The sequence below is a fragment of the Alkalihalobacillus sp. R86527 genome (genome assembly GCF_042466185.1).
GTDB lineage: Bacteria > Bacillota > Bacilli > Bacillales > Guptibacillaceae > Guptibacillus.
In genome coordinates, this window is record NZ_JAXHBW010000001.1 from 1295956 (window position 1) to 1312342 (window position 16387).

Sequence of the window (16387 nt, forward strand, 5' to 3'; positions counted from 1 at the left end):
ATACTAGGACTTTTCCTTCATTTTTTGCTATTATAAACTTAAACAAATTGAAGAAATGGAAAATTATTCTTCAAAAGGACGGAAGATGGAAGGGGGAAGAAATTGAATGCAAGCATGAATATTAAGGTTTGGCTCATTTGGTTAGTCTTTTGGCCCATACTTATTTTTGCAACATATACCTTCTTTCCCCCTGATTTAACAGGAAACGTGTTAGATATTTTAGCATTGTTTGCGCTCCTAGCAGTGGTCTCCATGATGCCGATTAATGTAAAAGGTATCGATATCTTCTTTATTCAAGGGATATCACTTACGGTATTTCTGAGATATGGTCTATTTGTAGAAATGATTTTAACTCAACTATCTATTCTAGTCTTTTTGCTTAATCTGCGTATCACCAAAAAGGAAAATCATCGATACCCTGTCAATATGCTCATGTTTATGATGATTTCTCTTATTTCAGGAGGATTGTTCTATGTCCTTGGTGGGACAGTTGGAGAATTCTCAGGCAATGCAATGTTCCAGCTCTTACCTGCATTAGCATACACGTTTTCTTTAATCTTTGTTAATCAGATTTTGCTTCATATTCTAAAAGTTTATATATACAAAGAAACTGATACTACTTTCTTCGGAAAAGATATGCTTTGGGAAGCGATCACAACAGCTGTTACGCTCCCGGTAGGTTTCTTGCTCTATATGCTTCATACTTATCTCGGAGCAATTGCCATCCTATTTGTAGGTGTACCGTTCATACTAGTTTCTCTCATGCTAAGGCTGTATTACTCCACCCGTAAAGTGAATGACCTCCTACATAAAACTAGTGAAATTGGTCAGCAAATCACACAGCAACTAAATACAGATGACATTATAAACTTGTTCCTTGAAAAAATTACTGACATGTTTGAAGTGGATCACGCCTACGTCATGGATGCAGAAAATGTGAGAAGACTTTCACTAATCAAAACATATGAACGTGGATTTGGCGTGATAGCTGGACCTGGAGAAAGTCCTACTCAAGAAGGAATTAGCTCAATCGTTTGGCGCAGTGGGCGCAGTCGTTTGTATAGCAAACGTTCTCAGTGGAAAAGTTTATCTACTGGTGTACTTCCGCTTTCAGCAAACTCTATTATATCAGTACCGATGAAGCGCAATAAAAAAGTTGTAGGCATCATCACGCTTACTTCTAACAAAGTTCGATCATATGAGAAACAGCATATTCTTGTACTGCAAATTCTAGCGAACTATCTAGCAGTGGCTATCGATAATGCAAAGAATTACGAAGAAACGAAGCGAAGAAGTGAAACATGTCCATTAACAAATTTATATAATTACCGTTTCTTTGAAGAGTTACTTGACGAAAGGTATTTAGCATATGAAGAAAATAAAAGACCATTTTCGATTATCCTGTTAGATATCGATCATTTTAAGAAAGTGAACGATACGTTTGGTCATCATAGTGGGAACGAGGTACTATGTGGTCTGGCAAATCGACTTGTAGAAGAAATTGGAAACAAAGGGACTGTAGCTCGATTTGGTGGAGAGGAATTCATCATTCTTCTCGATGATGCTTCACCTGAACACAGTGTTCAGATAGCTGAAGAACTGAGGTTTACTATCGCAGATCAACCTTTTGAGATTTTTAATGACTTGGAAAATGGTAATCGCCAAGTGATCTATATTACTGCGAGTATTGGTGTCGCTTCAGCTCCTGATCAAGGTGAGGATGGTCAGACGTTAGTCCGGAACGCAGACCGAGCGATGTACACAGGTGCGAAACAACGAGGACGAAATCGTGTTGCTAGCTATGTAGGATAGAGAAAGCCCGCAGCTTTACAAAGCTGCGGGCTTTTCGTTTGTCAGTCTTTAGAACGATCGATTGGCACCGGTTCATTTACAACTTTGATGTAAGGTTCCTCCGTTTTTAAGTCGGAATAGGTTTTGATGATATCGGGGTTATATGAGATTTGAAGTCTGGATGGTTCGTTTTGTTGGTAAATAGGAAGTTGGTAGTAATCATTTCCGTATCTTTTATATTGCCAACTGAATGGATAAGAATCTCGAGACTTTCCTTTAATCGCATTCAATACAATCCTCCTTGCTGATATCCCTCCATCAATGTGAACATTTGAACCAACACCATACATTTCAAATTCACCTTCTGAATAGAAGAACCCACGAATATAACTTGGCGTATCTTCAAACACGGAGTTATTGCTTATATGAATATCTCCTTCTGCGAAAACAATGAGAGAGCCATCCTTGCCGTTTTCTTTTAATGCTTTTAAGGTAGAGTATTGGATATTCACATCGCCTTTAACATAAATGATGGCATTGAATTCTACCTCGGCATTTTCGATGTATAAATTTTCTTCTACAAAATAGGTTCCGCTGACTTTTAATTTATGCTTATTTTCACCTCTAGTAGCTTCGTAGTTACCAATTGTTAAGTTCTCACCAATGTATGCACCATTCTTAACTGAAGTTAAACTAAAGGAAGATGTATCCCCTGACAAATATAGATTCCCTACTGTACTAAAACGTTTAAAAGTATTGTTATTAGAAAGATAGATGTATTGGAATTCTTTTTTCGTCCTATTAGAGCTATAGTATGGATATATATTTGTATTAGGGAAACTCTGGTTGCTAATAAAAGCTGTCTTGTTATAAGTATTCGATTCAGAATAAGGTTTTTGATTGATCGCTTCTCCATTAATGAAAGTGTCTTGTAAGTTATATTTAAATGTACTTTCCCGTTCATTTATGTCGATCGGATCCCTTACAGGCTCTCGTTGTTCTATAAGAGGGTAATCGTCTCCTAAAAATGCATCGCTAGCTGAAACTTTTAAATACTTGCTATCATTAAAGTTCATTTTTTTGATGTGGGTTTTGTATTGTGGTTCATTTGTGAAGTTATAAATTGAGCCACCTAAAACCATTTTTGCTTTTTTGGGAGGGCCTGCCACGCTCTTAATCGTAGGTAGAAAGGTATCGATCCAATAATCTTTAGTGCCATAGATAGCAACACCTTGATCCGTAGTGACAAGGTCACCATCGACGAGTAAGTCTCCAGTAATATCTACCGCTCCGTGCAGGAATAGATTTCCTTCTCCTTTTACATCACAGCTAGGGTCTCTTGGACAAAGCTGATAAGCTCCGATCGCATACTTAAGTACTTCCGGAAACGAATCCGGTCCAATCTCCAATGTTTTTGTGACAGTTTTGACTTCGTTGTTAACTGTACCGATACTTTCGACCTCAATGAGTCGTCGTAATGCGTTTGAAGTAGTACTCACATTTGTAATTCTAGCTGCGGATTCTCCGGTATCGTGACTTAATAAGGTAGGGTCCTTATAATCATTTACCGTACGATCGATCAATCTAGTAAAATCACTTTTCTGGAGTCCGCTAGATCCGAGCCCTTCTCTCAGGTCAGCTTGTATCGATTGAACAAGTTCATCGACCCCTTTTTCAGCTACGTATGTAGCTTGTACATCGTCTTCACGTATTTCCGTGCGTTTTGTTCCGTTAACTGTCGCACTTAGTAGGGATAGACCGAGAACTGTGAAAATCAATGTAACGAGTAAAACTAGCACAAGACTTGAGCCACGTTCATCAGTTAATTGTTTATGGTCCATCTTCGCCCTCCGTAATAAGTCCAATTTCGCTAACGAGTGTTAAAGGATTTGCATGGTCGATCGTTTTATCTTTGATGGTAATGCTTATTTCGAAATTTCCAGACGAAGGTTCTTTGATCGTAGAGCCAGTGAGGTCAAATGAAGAACCATTTAAAACGTTCCCATTCAATAAAGCATTTCCATTTTTAAATCCAATCGTGGTGGAATCGTTGATTGTAAGTAGATAAGTATTTGTGGAGGAGTCAAAGTCTCTAGAAGTTATTTCTTTTTCTTTCACAGGATAAAGCGTATTGATGAACGATGTCATGACGATATCAGCTTCATCACGGAAATCAGCTTCAGTACTAATCTTTTGATAGGAATGAAGCCCATTAAATAAAAAAGCATAAATCGCTAAGGACACAATCGAGACAAGAACCAATGTAACTAAGACCTCTGGCAGCGTTAGGCCTTTATTATTATTATGGTGATAGTGCAGCATGTTTAACGAACCCTTCTACTGAAGTTTCTATCGTTGGTTTCTTGTTAGGTAAAGTAACGTCAACGCGAACATCAACTAATTCTATTTCTTGTTCATTTAAATCTTGTGAAACAGTAACATCAATACGATACTCATGATTATTGATTTTGATTTGATAGTTCTCACAATCTGTTTTAGGGCTGTTTTTACAGTTTTGATATGTGTAAGGTCCACCGTTAAGTCCATCTGTAATATAGCTTTCTGGTGCTAGTTGGATCCTTTCGAGTGTTGCACGTGCAAGATTAACAGCTACAAGCTTTTGATTGTTGTAAGAGGATATGGTATTTGATTGTGTAAAAAAAGAAGAGGCTACAAGTACGATAGAAGTTAATAGTGTAAGCGAAACAAGAACTTCTATTAACGTAAATCCGTTTTCGCTTTTGTTCAATTTCCAAAAACCCCCAATAAAAGAAATGATTAATTAATCAGAGTAATGTTTCCAATTCCTCAATACTATTATACAATAAACTACATAAATTTCTTTTTATTGTTAGAATTTGATAATATTTTTATTTAGGAGGTGGCAAGCTAGTGGGTTATATGCTGGCGTTAGTTGGTGGAGGCTTGCTTTTATTACTATTAATGGTTACACCGCTCGGTCTCACGCGGATACAGAGTTACGTCGTTGCAGGGATGGGATTACTGTTAAGCTTACTACTACTCGTATTTAAATCTATTTATCCCCTTCCGATCGCCTTAGTATTAGTGCTTCTTGTTGCGATGGTCGTCATGTATGGTATTTGGAAAAAAGCGAATCACTTGCTGTTTTCCTCAGACGGAAACAAGGAACTTTTGGAAGATTACTATAATCGATTAGAAGTAGCAGATGTAAAAAACCTTGATCATGAGGACGAACGAGTAAACAGTCCGACAGAAGTTGTCGATGAACAGAATGAGGACCTTTATTTAGAAGAAATAAATTTTGATAATACCGAAGATTCTGGTGACGATGAGAATCTCAGTCAAGCGATTGGAGATGACTTTGAGTTTGAGGTTTCTGAGGAAGATAACGAATCTTTAATTAAATTAGATCAAATAGAAGATCACGCTCGAGAAGATCTTGAGCTAAATAAAGATGCTGACGATGAAGAATACGTAGAAGGCTATGAAGCGGTAGAAGCGGAAGAACATGAAACAGCGTCTAGTGAAAGTGTAGAAGAGGAAAATCAGGTGGGTGACACCCCAAACGAATCCGCGGAAGAAACTGATGAAGTTGGGATCGATTTCTCTCTTCGCCTTGAGTCTGTCTTAGAAGATGACGAGTCTTCTAGTCAATTCGAGGAAAGTGAAGAAGAAGTGACCGTCGATGATCTTGCTGAAGAAGCTTCTGGCTCCTCAGATACTGAAGATGAAGACACGTTAGATGAAGATTTAGAAAGTGGTAGAGAGGCTGATGAAGAGGAAGACCTCCAATTTTCTCGAAGCAATGACTTTGAATCTCAATTAAATCGTGACTCGTTCGACGAGGTTGAAGAAGAAATTGATGAGCAAGATGAAGGAATAGCAGTTGAAACCTATGAAGGTGATGAAAGTTTACTTTATACAGAAGATCTGAAAGATGATTCTGATGAGAACGATTCAGATGATGAATTAATAAGTAATGAAGTAGTAGAGGACCCTTCTGAACAGATTGCTTATGAAATGGTCGATTTATTACGTGAACAAGCGAGTTACTTAAAGAATAGTGGAAATATATCCGCGTATCTCAATGTTACCGAGCAACTGCTCAATTCTCACTTAACGGATGATCGTTATTTTGCTGTCGCAGCAGAATACAGAGATTTTCTTATTGTACAAAAAGAATGGTCGAAACTCAACAAACTACTAAATGAAATGGAAGAACGGTGTGAGTATCCCGTGTTACTTGAAGAAATTCACTACTTAAAGTCGCTATACAAACAAAAATGATGAAACAGGTGTGTGATGAAGGATGAAGAAAAGCAGTCAAATCGTAGGTCTACCAATTATCAGTATTGAGAGTGGTTCGGAAATCGGTCACGTTAAATCGTTAGTTGTGAACGCATCGGACAAGTCTATTGATTTCTTAACGGTTGACCACCCTGATTGGGATGTAAGCGTGAAAGCTGTTCCGTTTCGTAAAGTGATTGGTGTTGGAGAATATGCAGTGATGATTGAAGAGGAGAAATCGATTTTTGATTTATCTGAAATACCAATTGCGAATGAACTAGTAAAGAAGAAGATCAGTATCATTGGAACGAAAATCATTAACCGTAAAGGACAATTTCACGGTGAAGTAAGCGAGTATTATCTCGATGACAATACTGGAAGAATCGTAGGTCTCCAGTTCAAGACGAATGAGACAGAACAATTCTTATCTACTGAGCACGTTATTACGTTAGGAAAAGATCTTTTGATCGTAGCGGAAGAAGCGATCGATCATATTGTAAAACAGCCAGAAGAACTATTCGAAACTGAGAAACCATATACATCCGAAAATTATTCAACTCTACCTAAAGAAGAAATTGTTCCAGAGACGCCAAAAGAAAATGCACCTCCTTCAGAGGAAGATGGAAATGGTTTTAAAGAAAAGCAAATCACAATTCTTGAGGGCAAGAAACTGCTTAAGGACATTTATACCCCATCTGGTGAGCTAATGTTTGAAGAAGGTAGTGTTCTCACAAGAGATGAAATTGAAAAAGCGCAAGAAACGGGTGTAGGTGTAGTGGTCGAAATGTCGATGCATGTATCAGGATAGAGGGGCGAAGTAAATGAGTTCTGAAACCAGGAAGGGTTTATTGAAAACTGCGGGTCTTATCGTCTTTTCAACTCTTTTTATAACTTCTTTTTCATTGTTAGGTTCCTTTACGTATGACGCTGCATTTGGTGAGGAAACGTTGCCTCCTAATGCATTGATCGGAAGTGTTTCAGTATCTGGATTAGAACCTCAAGAAGCAAATGCAAAGCTAACCGAATTGACAGATGAATGGAAATCATCTCAATCTTTATCTCTATCGTACGATGAACAAACTGTACCGCTATCAGGTGATCTCTGGGAGTTTCACGTTGATCAAACTGTAAAGGAAGTTGCCGAGGCTGAATCTAGTGATGTTCCTCTATATGTTTCAGTTAATCAGGATTTGCTCAAAGAAAAAATGAGTGAACTCGATGTGAATCCTTCAAATTTCAGTTTGGAACTGTTAACGGAAGTATTGAGTGGTTATGCTTCTACACTTGAAGGTGATGTTATTGCCCTCGATCTATCAAACTATTACTCGGTAAATAGTGAAGTAGAAGAAATCTTCCAAAGTGAAGTGAAAGGTACATCTGAATTAATCCTTGTTCCTAATCTAGTAGAAGAGATAGGATCAGTGACGATTAAACCTGAAGACAACTTCTCGTTACAACAGCTGTTAGCAACTGCTGGAGTTACTGATAAAGCAACAACAGATAGCTTGAATATATTCGCTTCAGCAATTTTTGAAATCATCCTTCATACGAACTTTAAAGTGTTAGAACGACATACAACTCTTCATACACCTTCCTATGGTGAACCTGGTTTAAATGCGGAGGTGAATGTAACAAATCGTGATCTGGTGTTTTATAACCCGAATCCTACGAGCTATAAGCTAACATTTGAATGGCAAACAGATACACTGGTCGCGACCCTGAACGGTCCAGCTTTTCCATTACAATTCAGACCTATGATCGAAGAAGAAAGCCTCTCTCCTGATACAATCGTTCAATATTCTGCTTCATTGAGCGGGAATAATAAGACGATTGTTGAAGAAGGCAAAGATGGTCTTTTGATTAAAACGTTTAGAGAAACACTCGATCAAGATGATCGTGTTATCAAAACTGAGAAGGTATTAGAGGATTTTTATCCCCCGGTTCACAGAGTTGAGAACAGAGCTTATCCTGAACCTTCGACTAGCGATGGTGGATCTACTAACAGCGAAAGCGAAGAGAGTGGAAAGCCTAACAACGAAGAAGAAAATGGCGACGGTAGTTCGGACTCTGAAGGTAGCTCAGGTTCAGGTTCAACTGATGATGAAGACGGTAAGGGAGAAGAAAACAATGGGGAGGAGGAAGATGAAAAAGGTGAAGTCATCAAGGGATTAGAATACAAGAGGGAGGGAGATTGATGAGACAAACAAAGAAAAGATTAGGTGATCTCCTTGTCGATTCCCGCTTCATCACACGAGAAAAAATCGATGAAGTGCTCTCTCAAAAGCCTAAAGGCATGAAATTAGGCGACGCGCTCATAGAACAGGGCATTCTTACAGAGCAACAGCTTATCGAGGTGCTCGAATTCCAATTAGGCGTACCGCATGTAAGTTTATACAATTATCCAATCGATACGAATGTGATTGATATTGTTCCGAAAGACATCGTTAAGAAATATAATCTTGTTCCATTGAAAATCGAGAACAATAAACTTTACGTTGCCATGACTGATCCGATGGATTTCTTTGCGGTAGACGATCTTCGTTTATCAACTGGGTTTATGATCGAAAGAACGATTGCGACGAAAGATGATGTGAATCGAGCAATCAGCAAATATTATGAAATCGACGACTCGATGGATGAGTTGCTGAGTGATTTACCAGGAGAGCGGAATGATAGAGAAGATGATGAAGTCACTGATGAAGATTCTCCTGTCGTGCGACTGGTCAATCAGGTCATTCAGTACGCTGTTCAAAATCGAGCAAGTGATATCCACTTTGATCCCCAAGAAACAAAATTGCTCATTCGTTACCGAGTAGATGGGCACCTTCGGACGGAGCGTAGCCTCCCAAAGCATATGCAAAATGTGCTAACTGCTCGTGTCAAAATCATAGCAAACCTGAATATCACGGAATCAAGAGTGCCGCAAGATGGTCGTATCAAAATCAGTATTAACCATAAACCGGTTGACCTTCGTGTATCGACATTGCCTACGGTTTACGGGGAGAAAATCGTTCTGCGTGTACTTGATATGAGTAGTACGTTGAACAGGTTAGGAAAGCTAGATTTTCATCCGATTAACGATAAGCGTTTTCGTAAAATGATTGAGCAACCGAACGGCATCGTTTTGATAACCGGCCCCACAGGATCAGGAAAATCTTCTACCTTGTATGCCACGTTAAATCATTTGAATCAGGAAGAAACGAACATCATTACAGTGGAAGATCCCGTTGAATATCGGTTGGAAGGTATTAACCAAGTTCAAGTAAATAGCGGCGTAGGTCTCACATTCTCGAAAGGCCTTCGGTCCATTTTAAGACAGGATCCTGACATCGTTATGGTGGGGGAAATCAGAGATGCTGAAACTGCTGAAATCTCCGTTCGAGCATCGCTTACTGGTCACCTTGTCTTGAGTACGCTGCATACGAATGATTCGATCGCAACGATTGCGCGATTGATCGATATGGGGGTTGAACCTTTTCTTGTAGCAGCATCTCTTTCTGGTATCGTATCTCAGCGTCTCGTTAGGCGAGTGTGTAAAGACTGTCTTCACCGTGAAGAGGCAACGGAACGCGAGAAAGAAATTTTCAGAAGAAGAGGAATCACCATATCCGAAATCTCGCGTGGTGCCGGATGTGGAAATTGCAATATGACAGGTTACAAAGGAAGAATCGCTCTTCAAGAAGTGCTAGTCATGGATGATGTTGTACGAAAGAAAATCATGAACAACGAAGATATGAGCAGTATCCGCCAATACGCGATCAAAAAAGGGACGATCTTCTTAATCGACGATGGGTTATTGAAAGTTAAGCAAGGGTTAACGACAACTGAAGAGGTACTGCGAGTCGCTGTTAATGAGTAATGAGTAGGTGAAGGTAATGAGAGAGCAAATGGACAAACTTTTAAGAGCAGCATGTAAGCTAGGGGCCTCCGATGTCCATTTAACCATCGGTGTTCCTCCAGTCTTACGAATACATGGTGATTTGAAACGGTATGGAAATGATCCATTGGACCCTGCCACAACCGAACAGATGGCAAGACTATTGATTCCGAAAGAACAATGGTCAACGTTCAAAGAAAATGGTGATTTAGATTTTTCTTATAGTTTGAAAGGTGTTTCGCGATTTAGAATCAATGCTTTTCATCAAAGAACGAGCATTAGTCTCGCAATACGTGTTGTTCCTTCTGCCATTCCTTCTCTTGAGAGCATCCATGCTCCTGAAATTATTAAGAAGCTCGCATTGAAGCCTCAAGGGTTAATATTAGTTACTGGGCCTACGGGTTCTGGAAAGTCGACGACGCTTGCTTCAGCGATCAATTTTCTGAATCATACCGTCCAGAAGCACATCATTACGCTTGAAGACCCAATCGAATATCTACATAAGCACCGAAACTGCGTAATCGATCAACGTGAAATCGGGGCAGATGTGAAAAGTTTTGCAAGCGGTTTACGAGCAGCTCTCCGTCAAGACCCAGATGTTGTACTAGTTGGAGAGCTTCGTGATCTGGAAACCATTCAAACAGCCGTTACCGCGGCGGAAACAGGGCATCTCGTATTCGGGACGTTGCACACGAGTAACGCAGGAGCGACGGTAGATCGGATCATCGACGTCTTTCCACCGAGCCAACAGCCACAGATTCGCATTCAGCTTGCTTCCGTGTTGGTAGGGATTATCTCTCAGCGTCTTTTTCCAACAGTGGATAAGAAGTCAAGAAGACCTGCGTTTGAAGTGCTAGTAAATAATCCGGCGATCGCGAATTTGATTCGAGATAGCAAAGTCTATCAAATCCCGAATGTTCTACAAACTAGCAAATCGACAGGAATGGTTGAGCTATCGAGTTCAATTCGGAACTTAATTAAGAATGGTGTGATTTCAAAGGAAGCTGCTGATCCTTATTTACAGGGGGAATAATGGCAATGAGCCAATTTCAATACGTTGGTAAAACAATAAACGGCAGAGTGAAAAAAGGAAATTTAACAGGGGCAACCAAACGTGATGTCATCCTGCAGCTGAAAGATAAAGGAATTGCCGTTATGGAAATCCAGGAGGTCGAACCTTCCCTTTTAGCTAAAGATATTTCAATAGGTAATCCTGTCAAGCTTCGGGATTTTGTCGTTTATTTACGTCAGTTTGCAACACTGCTTCGAGCGGGGGTATCGATCGTAGACTCGACAGGGATCCTCGCGCAGCAAACGGAAAGTAAAGCGTTAAAGCGTGCCTTACAAGATGTAGAGATCGAACTCCGAGCGGGGAATCCATTTTCCCAGTCGGCTGCAAAACATAAAAAAGTCTTTCCGGCGATGTTTATCAACATGATTTACGCTGGAGAAGTAAGTGGAAGTCTTGATAACGTACTTGATCGCCTTGCTATGTATTATGAGAAACAGCACAAAACAAGGCAAAAGGTCATTTCTGCGATGACGTATCCGGTTATTGTTGGATTGATTGCAATTGGGGTAGTTATCTTTTTATTAGCTTCCGTAGTACCATCATTCGCCTCAATGCTGAACGATTTAGGAGGAGAGCTTCCGGTCATCACCCAAGTGGTACTAGGTGCCAGTGAATTTGTCCAAATTTTTTGGTGGCTGATAATTATGGTTTTTTTAGCAATTTTAGGAATTTTTTCTATAATTCGTAAAAAACCATCTAGTAAGTATTATTTTGATTATGCTATACTTAAAACACCGATATTCGGGAAGATTTTACAGAAAGCGACGATGGCGCAAATGACGCGAACGTTGAGCTCGCTGTTCTCGAGCTCGGTCCCCATCCTGCAATCGATCTCGATTGTAGAAAAAGTTGTAGGGAATGAGGTGGTGGTGAAAGTATTGCGTGAATCAAGAACATCGCTTGAACAAGGGAAACGATTAACAGAGCCGTTTAAGCAGCACTGGATCTTTCCACCTCTCGTAACGCAAATGATTGCGATTGGAGAAGAATCGGGTTCACTTGACGCAATGCTAGCCAAAGTAGCAGATTTTTATGAAGACGAAGTAGAGAACGCAACTGATCGATTGAAGGCGCTGATCGAACCGCTGATGATTGTCTTTCTAGCGGCAATCGTAGGGATAATCGTCTTGTCCATCATCGTTCCGATGTTTGAGATCTACAATAATGTGGGGTAGAAGTAGTTTAATAGGTTTTGTAGTTTTGACATCATAGATATTATACATAAAAATTATTTTAGGGGGAAAACGAATGTTGAAACGCTTTTTGAAGAATGAAAAAGGTTTAACGTTGATCGAGCTTTTAGTTGTTATTGTTATTCTTGGTATTATTGCTGCAATTGCGATTCCGGCAATCGGGTCTTTGATTGATAATTCAAAGAAAGATGCTCATATTGCGAATGCTGAACAGATGGCGAGTGCAGCTAGAATGGCTATTGCACAAGATGGAGCAGGGCAGACAACTTTTACAATGAAAGAATTAATAAATAGTGGATATTTGGAGGGGATTCCAGAGTCGCCTGGAAATGATGGTGCCTATAACGATGAGTCTTCCCAAGTAGCTGTTAATAGAAGTGAAACAGAGGGCAATGAATCAACCACATACACTGTAACTCTTGTGGGGGATACGGGGAATTATTTATCAGGTGATGTAACCGACCTTGAGAGAGATAATGTAGAGTTGTCTCCTGCTGCATCTGGTAGTTAAATTATTTTATATTTTTAGATAACCCTCCTTATGGAGGGTTATCTCCATATAAGTAACCGATACATATTAATCTACTAAAACTATTTCGATTAAGGATGAAACCTATGGGGGTCGTAATACATAGTTATTTATTCATAGTTGGCCTTGTTGTAGGGTCATTTTTTAATGTAGTGGGACTTAGGGTACCTGAGAAGCGGTCGATCGTGACTCCTCGTTCGTCATGTCCGTTATGCGAACGTGTACTCACACCGATCGAATTAATCCCGGTGTTTTCTTATCTTATACAAAAGGGAAGATGCAGAGGCTGTGCTGCTAAGTTTTCACCTCTTTATGCCGGTGTTGAACTCACAACGGCATGTCTTTTTACGATCGCACCGCTTCTGGTGGGATGGTCAAAAGAATTGCTGATTTCTTACGGACTTATTTCGCTCTTAATTATTGTGTTTGTGTCCGATTTTACGTATATGCTCATACCTGACAAGGTGCTCCTGTTTTTCGGAGCATACTTTATCATTTCAAGGGTAATTGTGCCGATGACCCCATGGTATAGCCCTATCATAGGTGCTGCTCTCGGTTTTTGTCTTTTACTTCTCATCGCCATCGTTAGTAAAGGTGGGATGGGGGGAGGCGACATAAAGCTGTTTGCCGTACTCGGGCTTGTATTTGGGTATCAAGACCTTCTAGTCGCTTTCTTTTTCTCTACGCTATTTGGGACGATTATAGGTATCGGAGCAATGATGAGTGGAAAAGTGAAGCGAAAACAACCTATTCCGTTTGGACCTTCAATTGCACTTGGTGCTTTACTCACTTACTTTTATTCAGACAAGATAATAGATTGGTATATTAGTTTTCTGTAGTGACAGGGGGAATAATGAATGCGCTTTTTGGGATTACAGCCTCAAACAAAACAAATTAGCCTTGCACTATACGACCACGTCATCCGTATGGTTGAAATAAATAAAGGGGATATGTCACTTCGGTCGTATCACGAGCGGTTCTTGCCAAACGATATTATTAAAAATGGGAAGATCATCGAGCGTGAAACGCTGAAAGACATTCTTGAAGAGTGTGTAGAAGAGTGGGGAATCAAAAAGAAAAAGGTGCAATTTCTTGTTCCTGATACATACTTGGTCCTTCGAAACGAAAAGCTTCCTCTTACAATCTCTGATGATGAGATAAAGGGACATCTCTATTTAGAAATCGGTTCGAGCATCAAGCTCCCATTCAATGAAGCTGTGTTTGATTATGAGCTCGTACGAACAACCGATGAGCACAAAGAAATTCTATTGTTTGCTGCGCCAGAAAACATTGTTACTGATATCTCTACATTATTAGAATCCGTTTCGTTACGTCCGGAAGCTGCTGATGTGACGGCTTTATCGCTCTATCGTCTCTACTATCATCATGGTCTTATCGATCAATATGAACCGACCCTTGTTATCCATGCCGGAATTCAAACGATGAACGTTAGTGTTTTTTATAATCATCAGCCCGCTTTTATTCGTCAGATTTTAATGGATACGCCCCATTCCATGTGGGAAGTTGATTCATCTTCAAGAGTATCAGAAAGCTTGAAATGGTCAGGAAATCGAAATGACTTACGCGATAAAATTGAAGAAAGCATCACAGAGATTGAGCGGGTTATCAACTTTTATTACTATTCGATGAATCGAAGCGGAAAAACAATACAAACGGCTTTTCTATCAGGAGACTTTCCAGAGATGGATTTACTTAATTTACGATTAGAAGAAACGTTAGAAATCCCAGTTAAAGGTGAAGCGAAAAGTGAGATCAAAGAGGATGATGGACTAGCTTTGCCGGTGAAGTATTATACGGCGATGGGGCTTGCTTTAAAGGGGTGTAGTGATGCTGATTGAGATTAACTTACTCCCTAAGAAAACAAGACGTACCTTTTCATTTATTTATGTTCCTATCTCAGTGGTCGCGGTTTTATTGATCACCTTTATTATCATGTTAGTGAACGCGAATCAATTGAAGAACGAACAGGCAGAGCTTGATCAAAAAGTGGAGCGCACGACTGAACTTTTATCTGTCATGCAAGGCAATGATTCTGAAATTGTGAATTCAGCTGACACGCTACAACAGTATGTTAGCTGGCTGGATTCTGTTGAATTTTCGACGGTGAAATTACTAGACGATTTAGTAACACGTCTTCCTGAGCGCGGCTTTTTCATGGAATATGCTTTCGATGGCGATGAAACTGTTACAGTCACCGTGCAATTCGATCAAATGAATGAAGTTTCTCAATACCTTAATGAGCTGAATCAGTCTGATAATGTGACGTCAGCTAGTGTTCTTACCGTGCAAACGGCACAGTTAGCTGAGGAATCGGAAGAGGACGGCAGAATTTTACCCCGGTATGTAACGGATTATGAAATTGTGATAAATAAAGAGAACCTTAGAGTAGAGGAGGAGACCGATGGATAATCGTACGAGAAATCTTTTGACGGTAGTCGGTCTACTAATTCTTGTATTTGGTGTAACTATGTACTACTTATATGGCGTTGTTCCAAAGAAACAAGAAGTACTTAGGTTAGAGAAGCAGGTTGAGCAAAATGAGGAACTCATCACTCTCCTGCAAGCGAAAGAAGACGAAAAGGTGGATGCGTTCGATACGACGCTTCTACAAAGAAAAGTCCCTGTAAAACCATTAGTCGATCAATTTATTCTCGATTTGAATCGCGCTGAACTCGTATCAAAGAGTAACATTCATAAATTGGATTTTTCTGATGATGCCTTGAACACTGCTGAATTCTCAGATGCGAATGATGGTGAAGGTGAAAAGGCAGGTTCTGAAGAAGAAAACTCTGAGGAAACAAACACTGATGGTACTAATGTTCCAAAGGAACCAGTCGTCGCTCTACCAGAAGGTATTCAAGCGGTTGATGTTAGCATGGAGATGTCTTCTGACAACTATCCTTCTTTACGGAAGTTCTTGCTGTCTATCGAAGAATTGCCTAGAATGGCTCTCATCAGTGGGTTAACGTTCTCGGGTAAATCTGAGTCGCTTGATACAGAGGAAAGTGAACCAGACGTAGCCTATGTTGCTAATGTCGCGACGTTCTATATACCGACTTTAACCGATCTTGCTGAACAGACACCATCAATCGATTATCCAGAACCATCAGATAAGGAAAACCCGTTATATGAGTCAGTTGAGGATGAAGAAGATTCTTCAGATGAAGCTGCCTCGGAATAAGAGGGAGAGCAGCCAACTTGGCGGCTCTCAGTGTGTATAGAAACCCTGGTTATTGTGCTCTCTATACCGTAGGAGTTTGAATAGTGCAAGACTCCTTTGGACGAACGCCCGAGTTTCCTCGCGTACAAACCCGCCCACTCCTAGTCTCTAACGCCCGTTTACCACGGGAGTCAAGCCTTATTCACTCCTACTAGGTTGCAATCAATCGAAGCAAACTTTCCGACCGAATATTATCTAAGTAGGCATTTGCTTTCATTTTCTATCCGTTTTCTTTAAAAACTTTGTTTTTTGTGGTAATCATACACTAAAATGTAGATTGGAGCGGAAGGATGCTCGACTCCCTCGGAAAAAGTTATTATGGCAGGGTTTTAAACCACATTATTCCTGTGGAAAAAAGTTTTATCACTGTATAGTCCCGTTTAATATTCCTTTATTTTTAATTTGTTCAAAATAA

The 16387-nt window shown here is 39.9% G+C and carries 15 protein-coding genes; 12 read left to right on the forward strand and 3 right to left on the reverse strand.

The genetic code is table 11. The features are described from left to right. Positions 1-102 precede the first annotated feature (102 nt). A complete protein-coding gene (locus tag SJY16_RS06505) occupies positions 103-1812 on the forward strand; it encodes a sensor domain-containing diguanylate cyclase (RefSeq protein WP_377888289.1) in 1710 nt (569 codons plus the stop codon). Between the two features lie 41 nt (positions 1813-1853). Here SJY16_RS06505 and SJY16_RS06510 read toward each other — a convergent pair whose 3' ends face one another. The 3 genes from SJY16_RS06510 to SJY16_RS06520 are packed head-to-tail and all read right to left on the reverse strand — an operon-like array spanning position 1854 to position 4540. After that, entirely contained in the window at positions 1854-3632 is a 1779-nt protein-coding gene (locus SJY16_RS06510) for a hypothetical protein (protein WP_377888290.1), read from the reverse strand. Then, the gene (locus SJY16_RS06515; protein ID WP_377888291.1) at positions 3622-4113 is read right to left on the reverse strand and encodes a PulJ/GspJ family protein; all 492 of its coding nucleotides are present in this window, start codon (positions 4111-4113) and stop codon (positions 3622-3624) included. The genes SJY16_RS06510 and SJY16_RS06515 overlap by 11 nt, the downstream gene beginning before the upstream one ends. Continuing rightward, positions 4094-4540: a type IV pilus modification PilV family protein gene (locus tag SJY16_RS06520; RefSeq protein ID WP_377888292.1), complete on the reverse strand. Its 447-nt coding sequence runs from the start codon at positions 4538-4540 to the stop codon at positions 4094-4096. Before SJY16_RS06520 ends, SJY16_RS06515 begins: the two co-directional genes overlap by 20 nt. 143 nt (positions 4541-4683) lie before the next feature. On the opposite strand from SJY16_RS06520, the gene SJY16_RS06525 reads away from it, so the two are divergent. The 11 genes from SJY16_RS06525 to SJY16_RS06575 all read left to right on the forward strand — a co-directional run bounded on the left by SJY16_RS06525 (position 4684) and on the right by SJY16_RS06575 (position 15933). Further along, positions 4684-6060 (forward strand): hypothetical protein, encoded by a 1377-nt coding sequence (locus tag SJY16_RS06525; protein ID WP_377888293.1) that lies wholly within the window; start codon positions 4684-4686, stop codon positions 6058-6060. A 22-nt stretch (positions 6061-6082) separates the two neighbouring features. Then, complete coding sequence (locus SJY16_RS06530; protein WP_377888294.1) at positions 6083-6868, forward strand: PRC-barrel domain-containing protein; 786 nt, start codon at positions 6083-6085, stop codon at positions 6866-6868. Positions 6869-6881: 13 nt separating this feature from the next. Next, entirely contained in the window at positions 6882-8255 is a 1374-nt protein-coding gene (locus SJY16_RS06535) for a VanW family protein (RefSeq protein WP_377888295.1), read from the forward strand. After that, positions 8255-9919: a GspE/PulE family protein gene (locus SJY16_RS06540; protein ID WP_377888296.1), complete on the forward strand. Its 1665-nt coding sequence runs from the start codon at positions 8255-8257 to the stop codon at positions 9917-9919. The genes SJY16_RS06535 and SJY16_RS06540 overlap by 1 nt, the downstream gene beginning before the upstream one ends. Positions 9920-9935: 16 nt before the next feature. Further along, positions 9936-10970 carry a type IV pilus twitching motility protein PilT gene (locus SJY16_RS06545; protein WP_377888297.1) on the forward strand — a complete coding sequence of 345 codons (1035 nt, stop codon included), beginning with the start codon at positions 9936-9938 and terminating at the stop codon, positions 10968-10970. A gap of 5 nt (positions 10971-10975) precedes the next feature. Then, positions 10976-12184 (forward strand): type II secretion system F family protein, encoded by a 1209-nt coding sequence (locus SJY16_RS06550; protein ID WP_377888298.1) that lies wholly within the window; start codon positions 10976-10978, stop codon positions 12182-12184. Positions 12185-12257: 73 nt separating this feature from the next. Beyond that, a complete protein-coding gene (locus SJY16_RS06555) occupies positions 12258-12713 on the forward strand; it encodes a prepilin-type N-terminal cleavage/methylation domain-containing protein (RefSeq protein ID WP_377888299.1) in 456 nt (151 codons plus the stop codon). A gap of 104 nt (positions 12714-12817) precedes the next feature. Beyond that, entirely contained in the window at positions 12818-13570 is a 753-nt protein-coding gene (locus tag SJY16_RS06560; RefSeq protein WP_377888300.1) for a prepilin peptidase, read from the forward strand. An 18-nt stretch (positions 13571-13588) separates the two neighbouring features. Next, positions 13589-14590, forward strand: a complete 1002-nt coding sequence (gene pilM / locus SJY16_RS06565) for a type IV pilus biogenesis protein PilM (protein WP_377888301.1) — start codon at positions 13589-13591, stop codon at positions 14588-14590. Continuing rightward, positions 14580-15161 carry a PilN domain-containing protein gene (locus tag SJY16_RS06570; RefSeq protein ID WP_377888303.1) on the forward strand — a complete coding sequence of 194 codons (582 nt, stop codon included), beginning with the start codon at positions 14580-14582 and terminating at the stop codon, positions 15159-15161. The genes pilM and SJY16_RS06570 overlap by 11 nt, the downstream gene beginning before the upstream one ends. Then, positions 15154-15933, forward strand: a complete 780-nt coding sequence (locus SJY16_RS06575; protein ID WP_377888304.1) for a hypothetical protein — start codon at positions 15154-15156, stop codon at positions 15931-15933. The genes SJY16_RS06570 and SJY16_RS06575 overlap by 8 nt, the downstream gene beginning before the upstream one ends. Positions 15934-16387 lie beyond the last annotated feature (454 nt).

What these genes read in the sequence shown, in the direction of transcription:
- SJY16_RS06510 (WP_377888290.1), bottom strand. Translation starts at nt 3,632, where the DNA reads ATGGACCATAAACAATTAACTGATGAACGTGGCTCAAGTCTTGTGCTA.
- SJY16_RS06515 (WP_377888291.1), bottom strand. Translation starts at nt 4,113, where the DNA reads ATGCTGCACTATCACCATAATAATAATAAAGGCCTAACGCTGCCAGAG.
- SJY16_RS06530 (WP_377888294.1), top strand. Translation starts at nt 6,083, where the DNA reads ATGAAGAAAAGCAGTCAAATCGTAGGTCTACCAATTATCAGTATTGAG.
- SJY16_RS06535 (WP_377888295.1), top strand. Translation starts at nt 6,882, where the DNA reads ATGAGTTCTGAAACCAGGAAGGGTTTATTGAAAACTGCGGGTCTTATC.
- SJY16_RS06540 (WP_377888296.1), top strand. Translation starts at nt 8,255, where the DNA reads ATGAGACAAACAAAGAAAAGATTAGGTGATCTCCTTGTCGATTCCCGC.
- SJY16_RS06545 (WP_377888297.1), top strand. Translation starts at nt 9,936, where the DNA reads ATGAGAGAGCAAATGGACAAACTTTTAAGAGCAGCATGTAAGCTAGGG.
- SJY16_RS06550 (WP_377888298.1), top strand. Translation starts at nt 10,976, where the DNA reads ATGAGCCAATTTCAATACGTTGGTAAAACAATAAACGGCAGAGTGAAA.
- SJY16_RS06555 (WP_377888299.1), top strand. Translation starts at nt 12,258, where the DNA reads ATGTTGAAACGCTTTTTGAAGAATGAAAAAGGTTTAACGTTGATCGAG.
- SJY16_RS06560 (WP_377888300.1), top strand. Translation starts at nt 12,818, where the DNA reads ATGGGGGTCGTAATACATAGTTATTTATTCATAGTTGGCCTTGTTGTA.
- pilM (WP_377888301.1), top strand. Translation starts at nt 13,589, where the DNA reads ATGCGCTTTTTGGGATTACAGCCTCAAACAAAACAAATTAGCCTTGCA.
- SJY16_RS06570 (WP_377888303.1), top strand. Translation starts at nt 14,580, where the DNA reads ATGCTGATTGAGATTAACTTACTCCCTAAGAAAACAAGACGTACCTTT.
- SJY16_RS06575 (WP_377888304.1), top strand. Translation starts at nt 15,154, where the DNA reads ATGGATAATCGTACGAGAAATCTTTTGACGGTAGTCGGTCTACTAATT.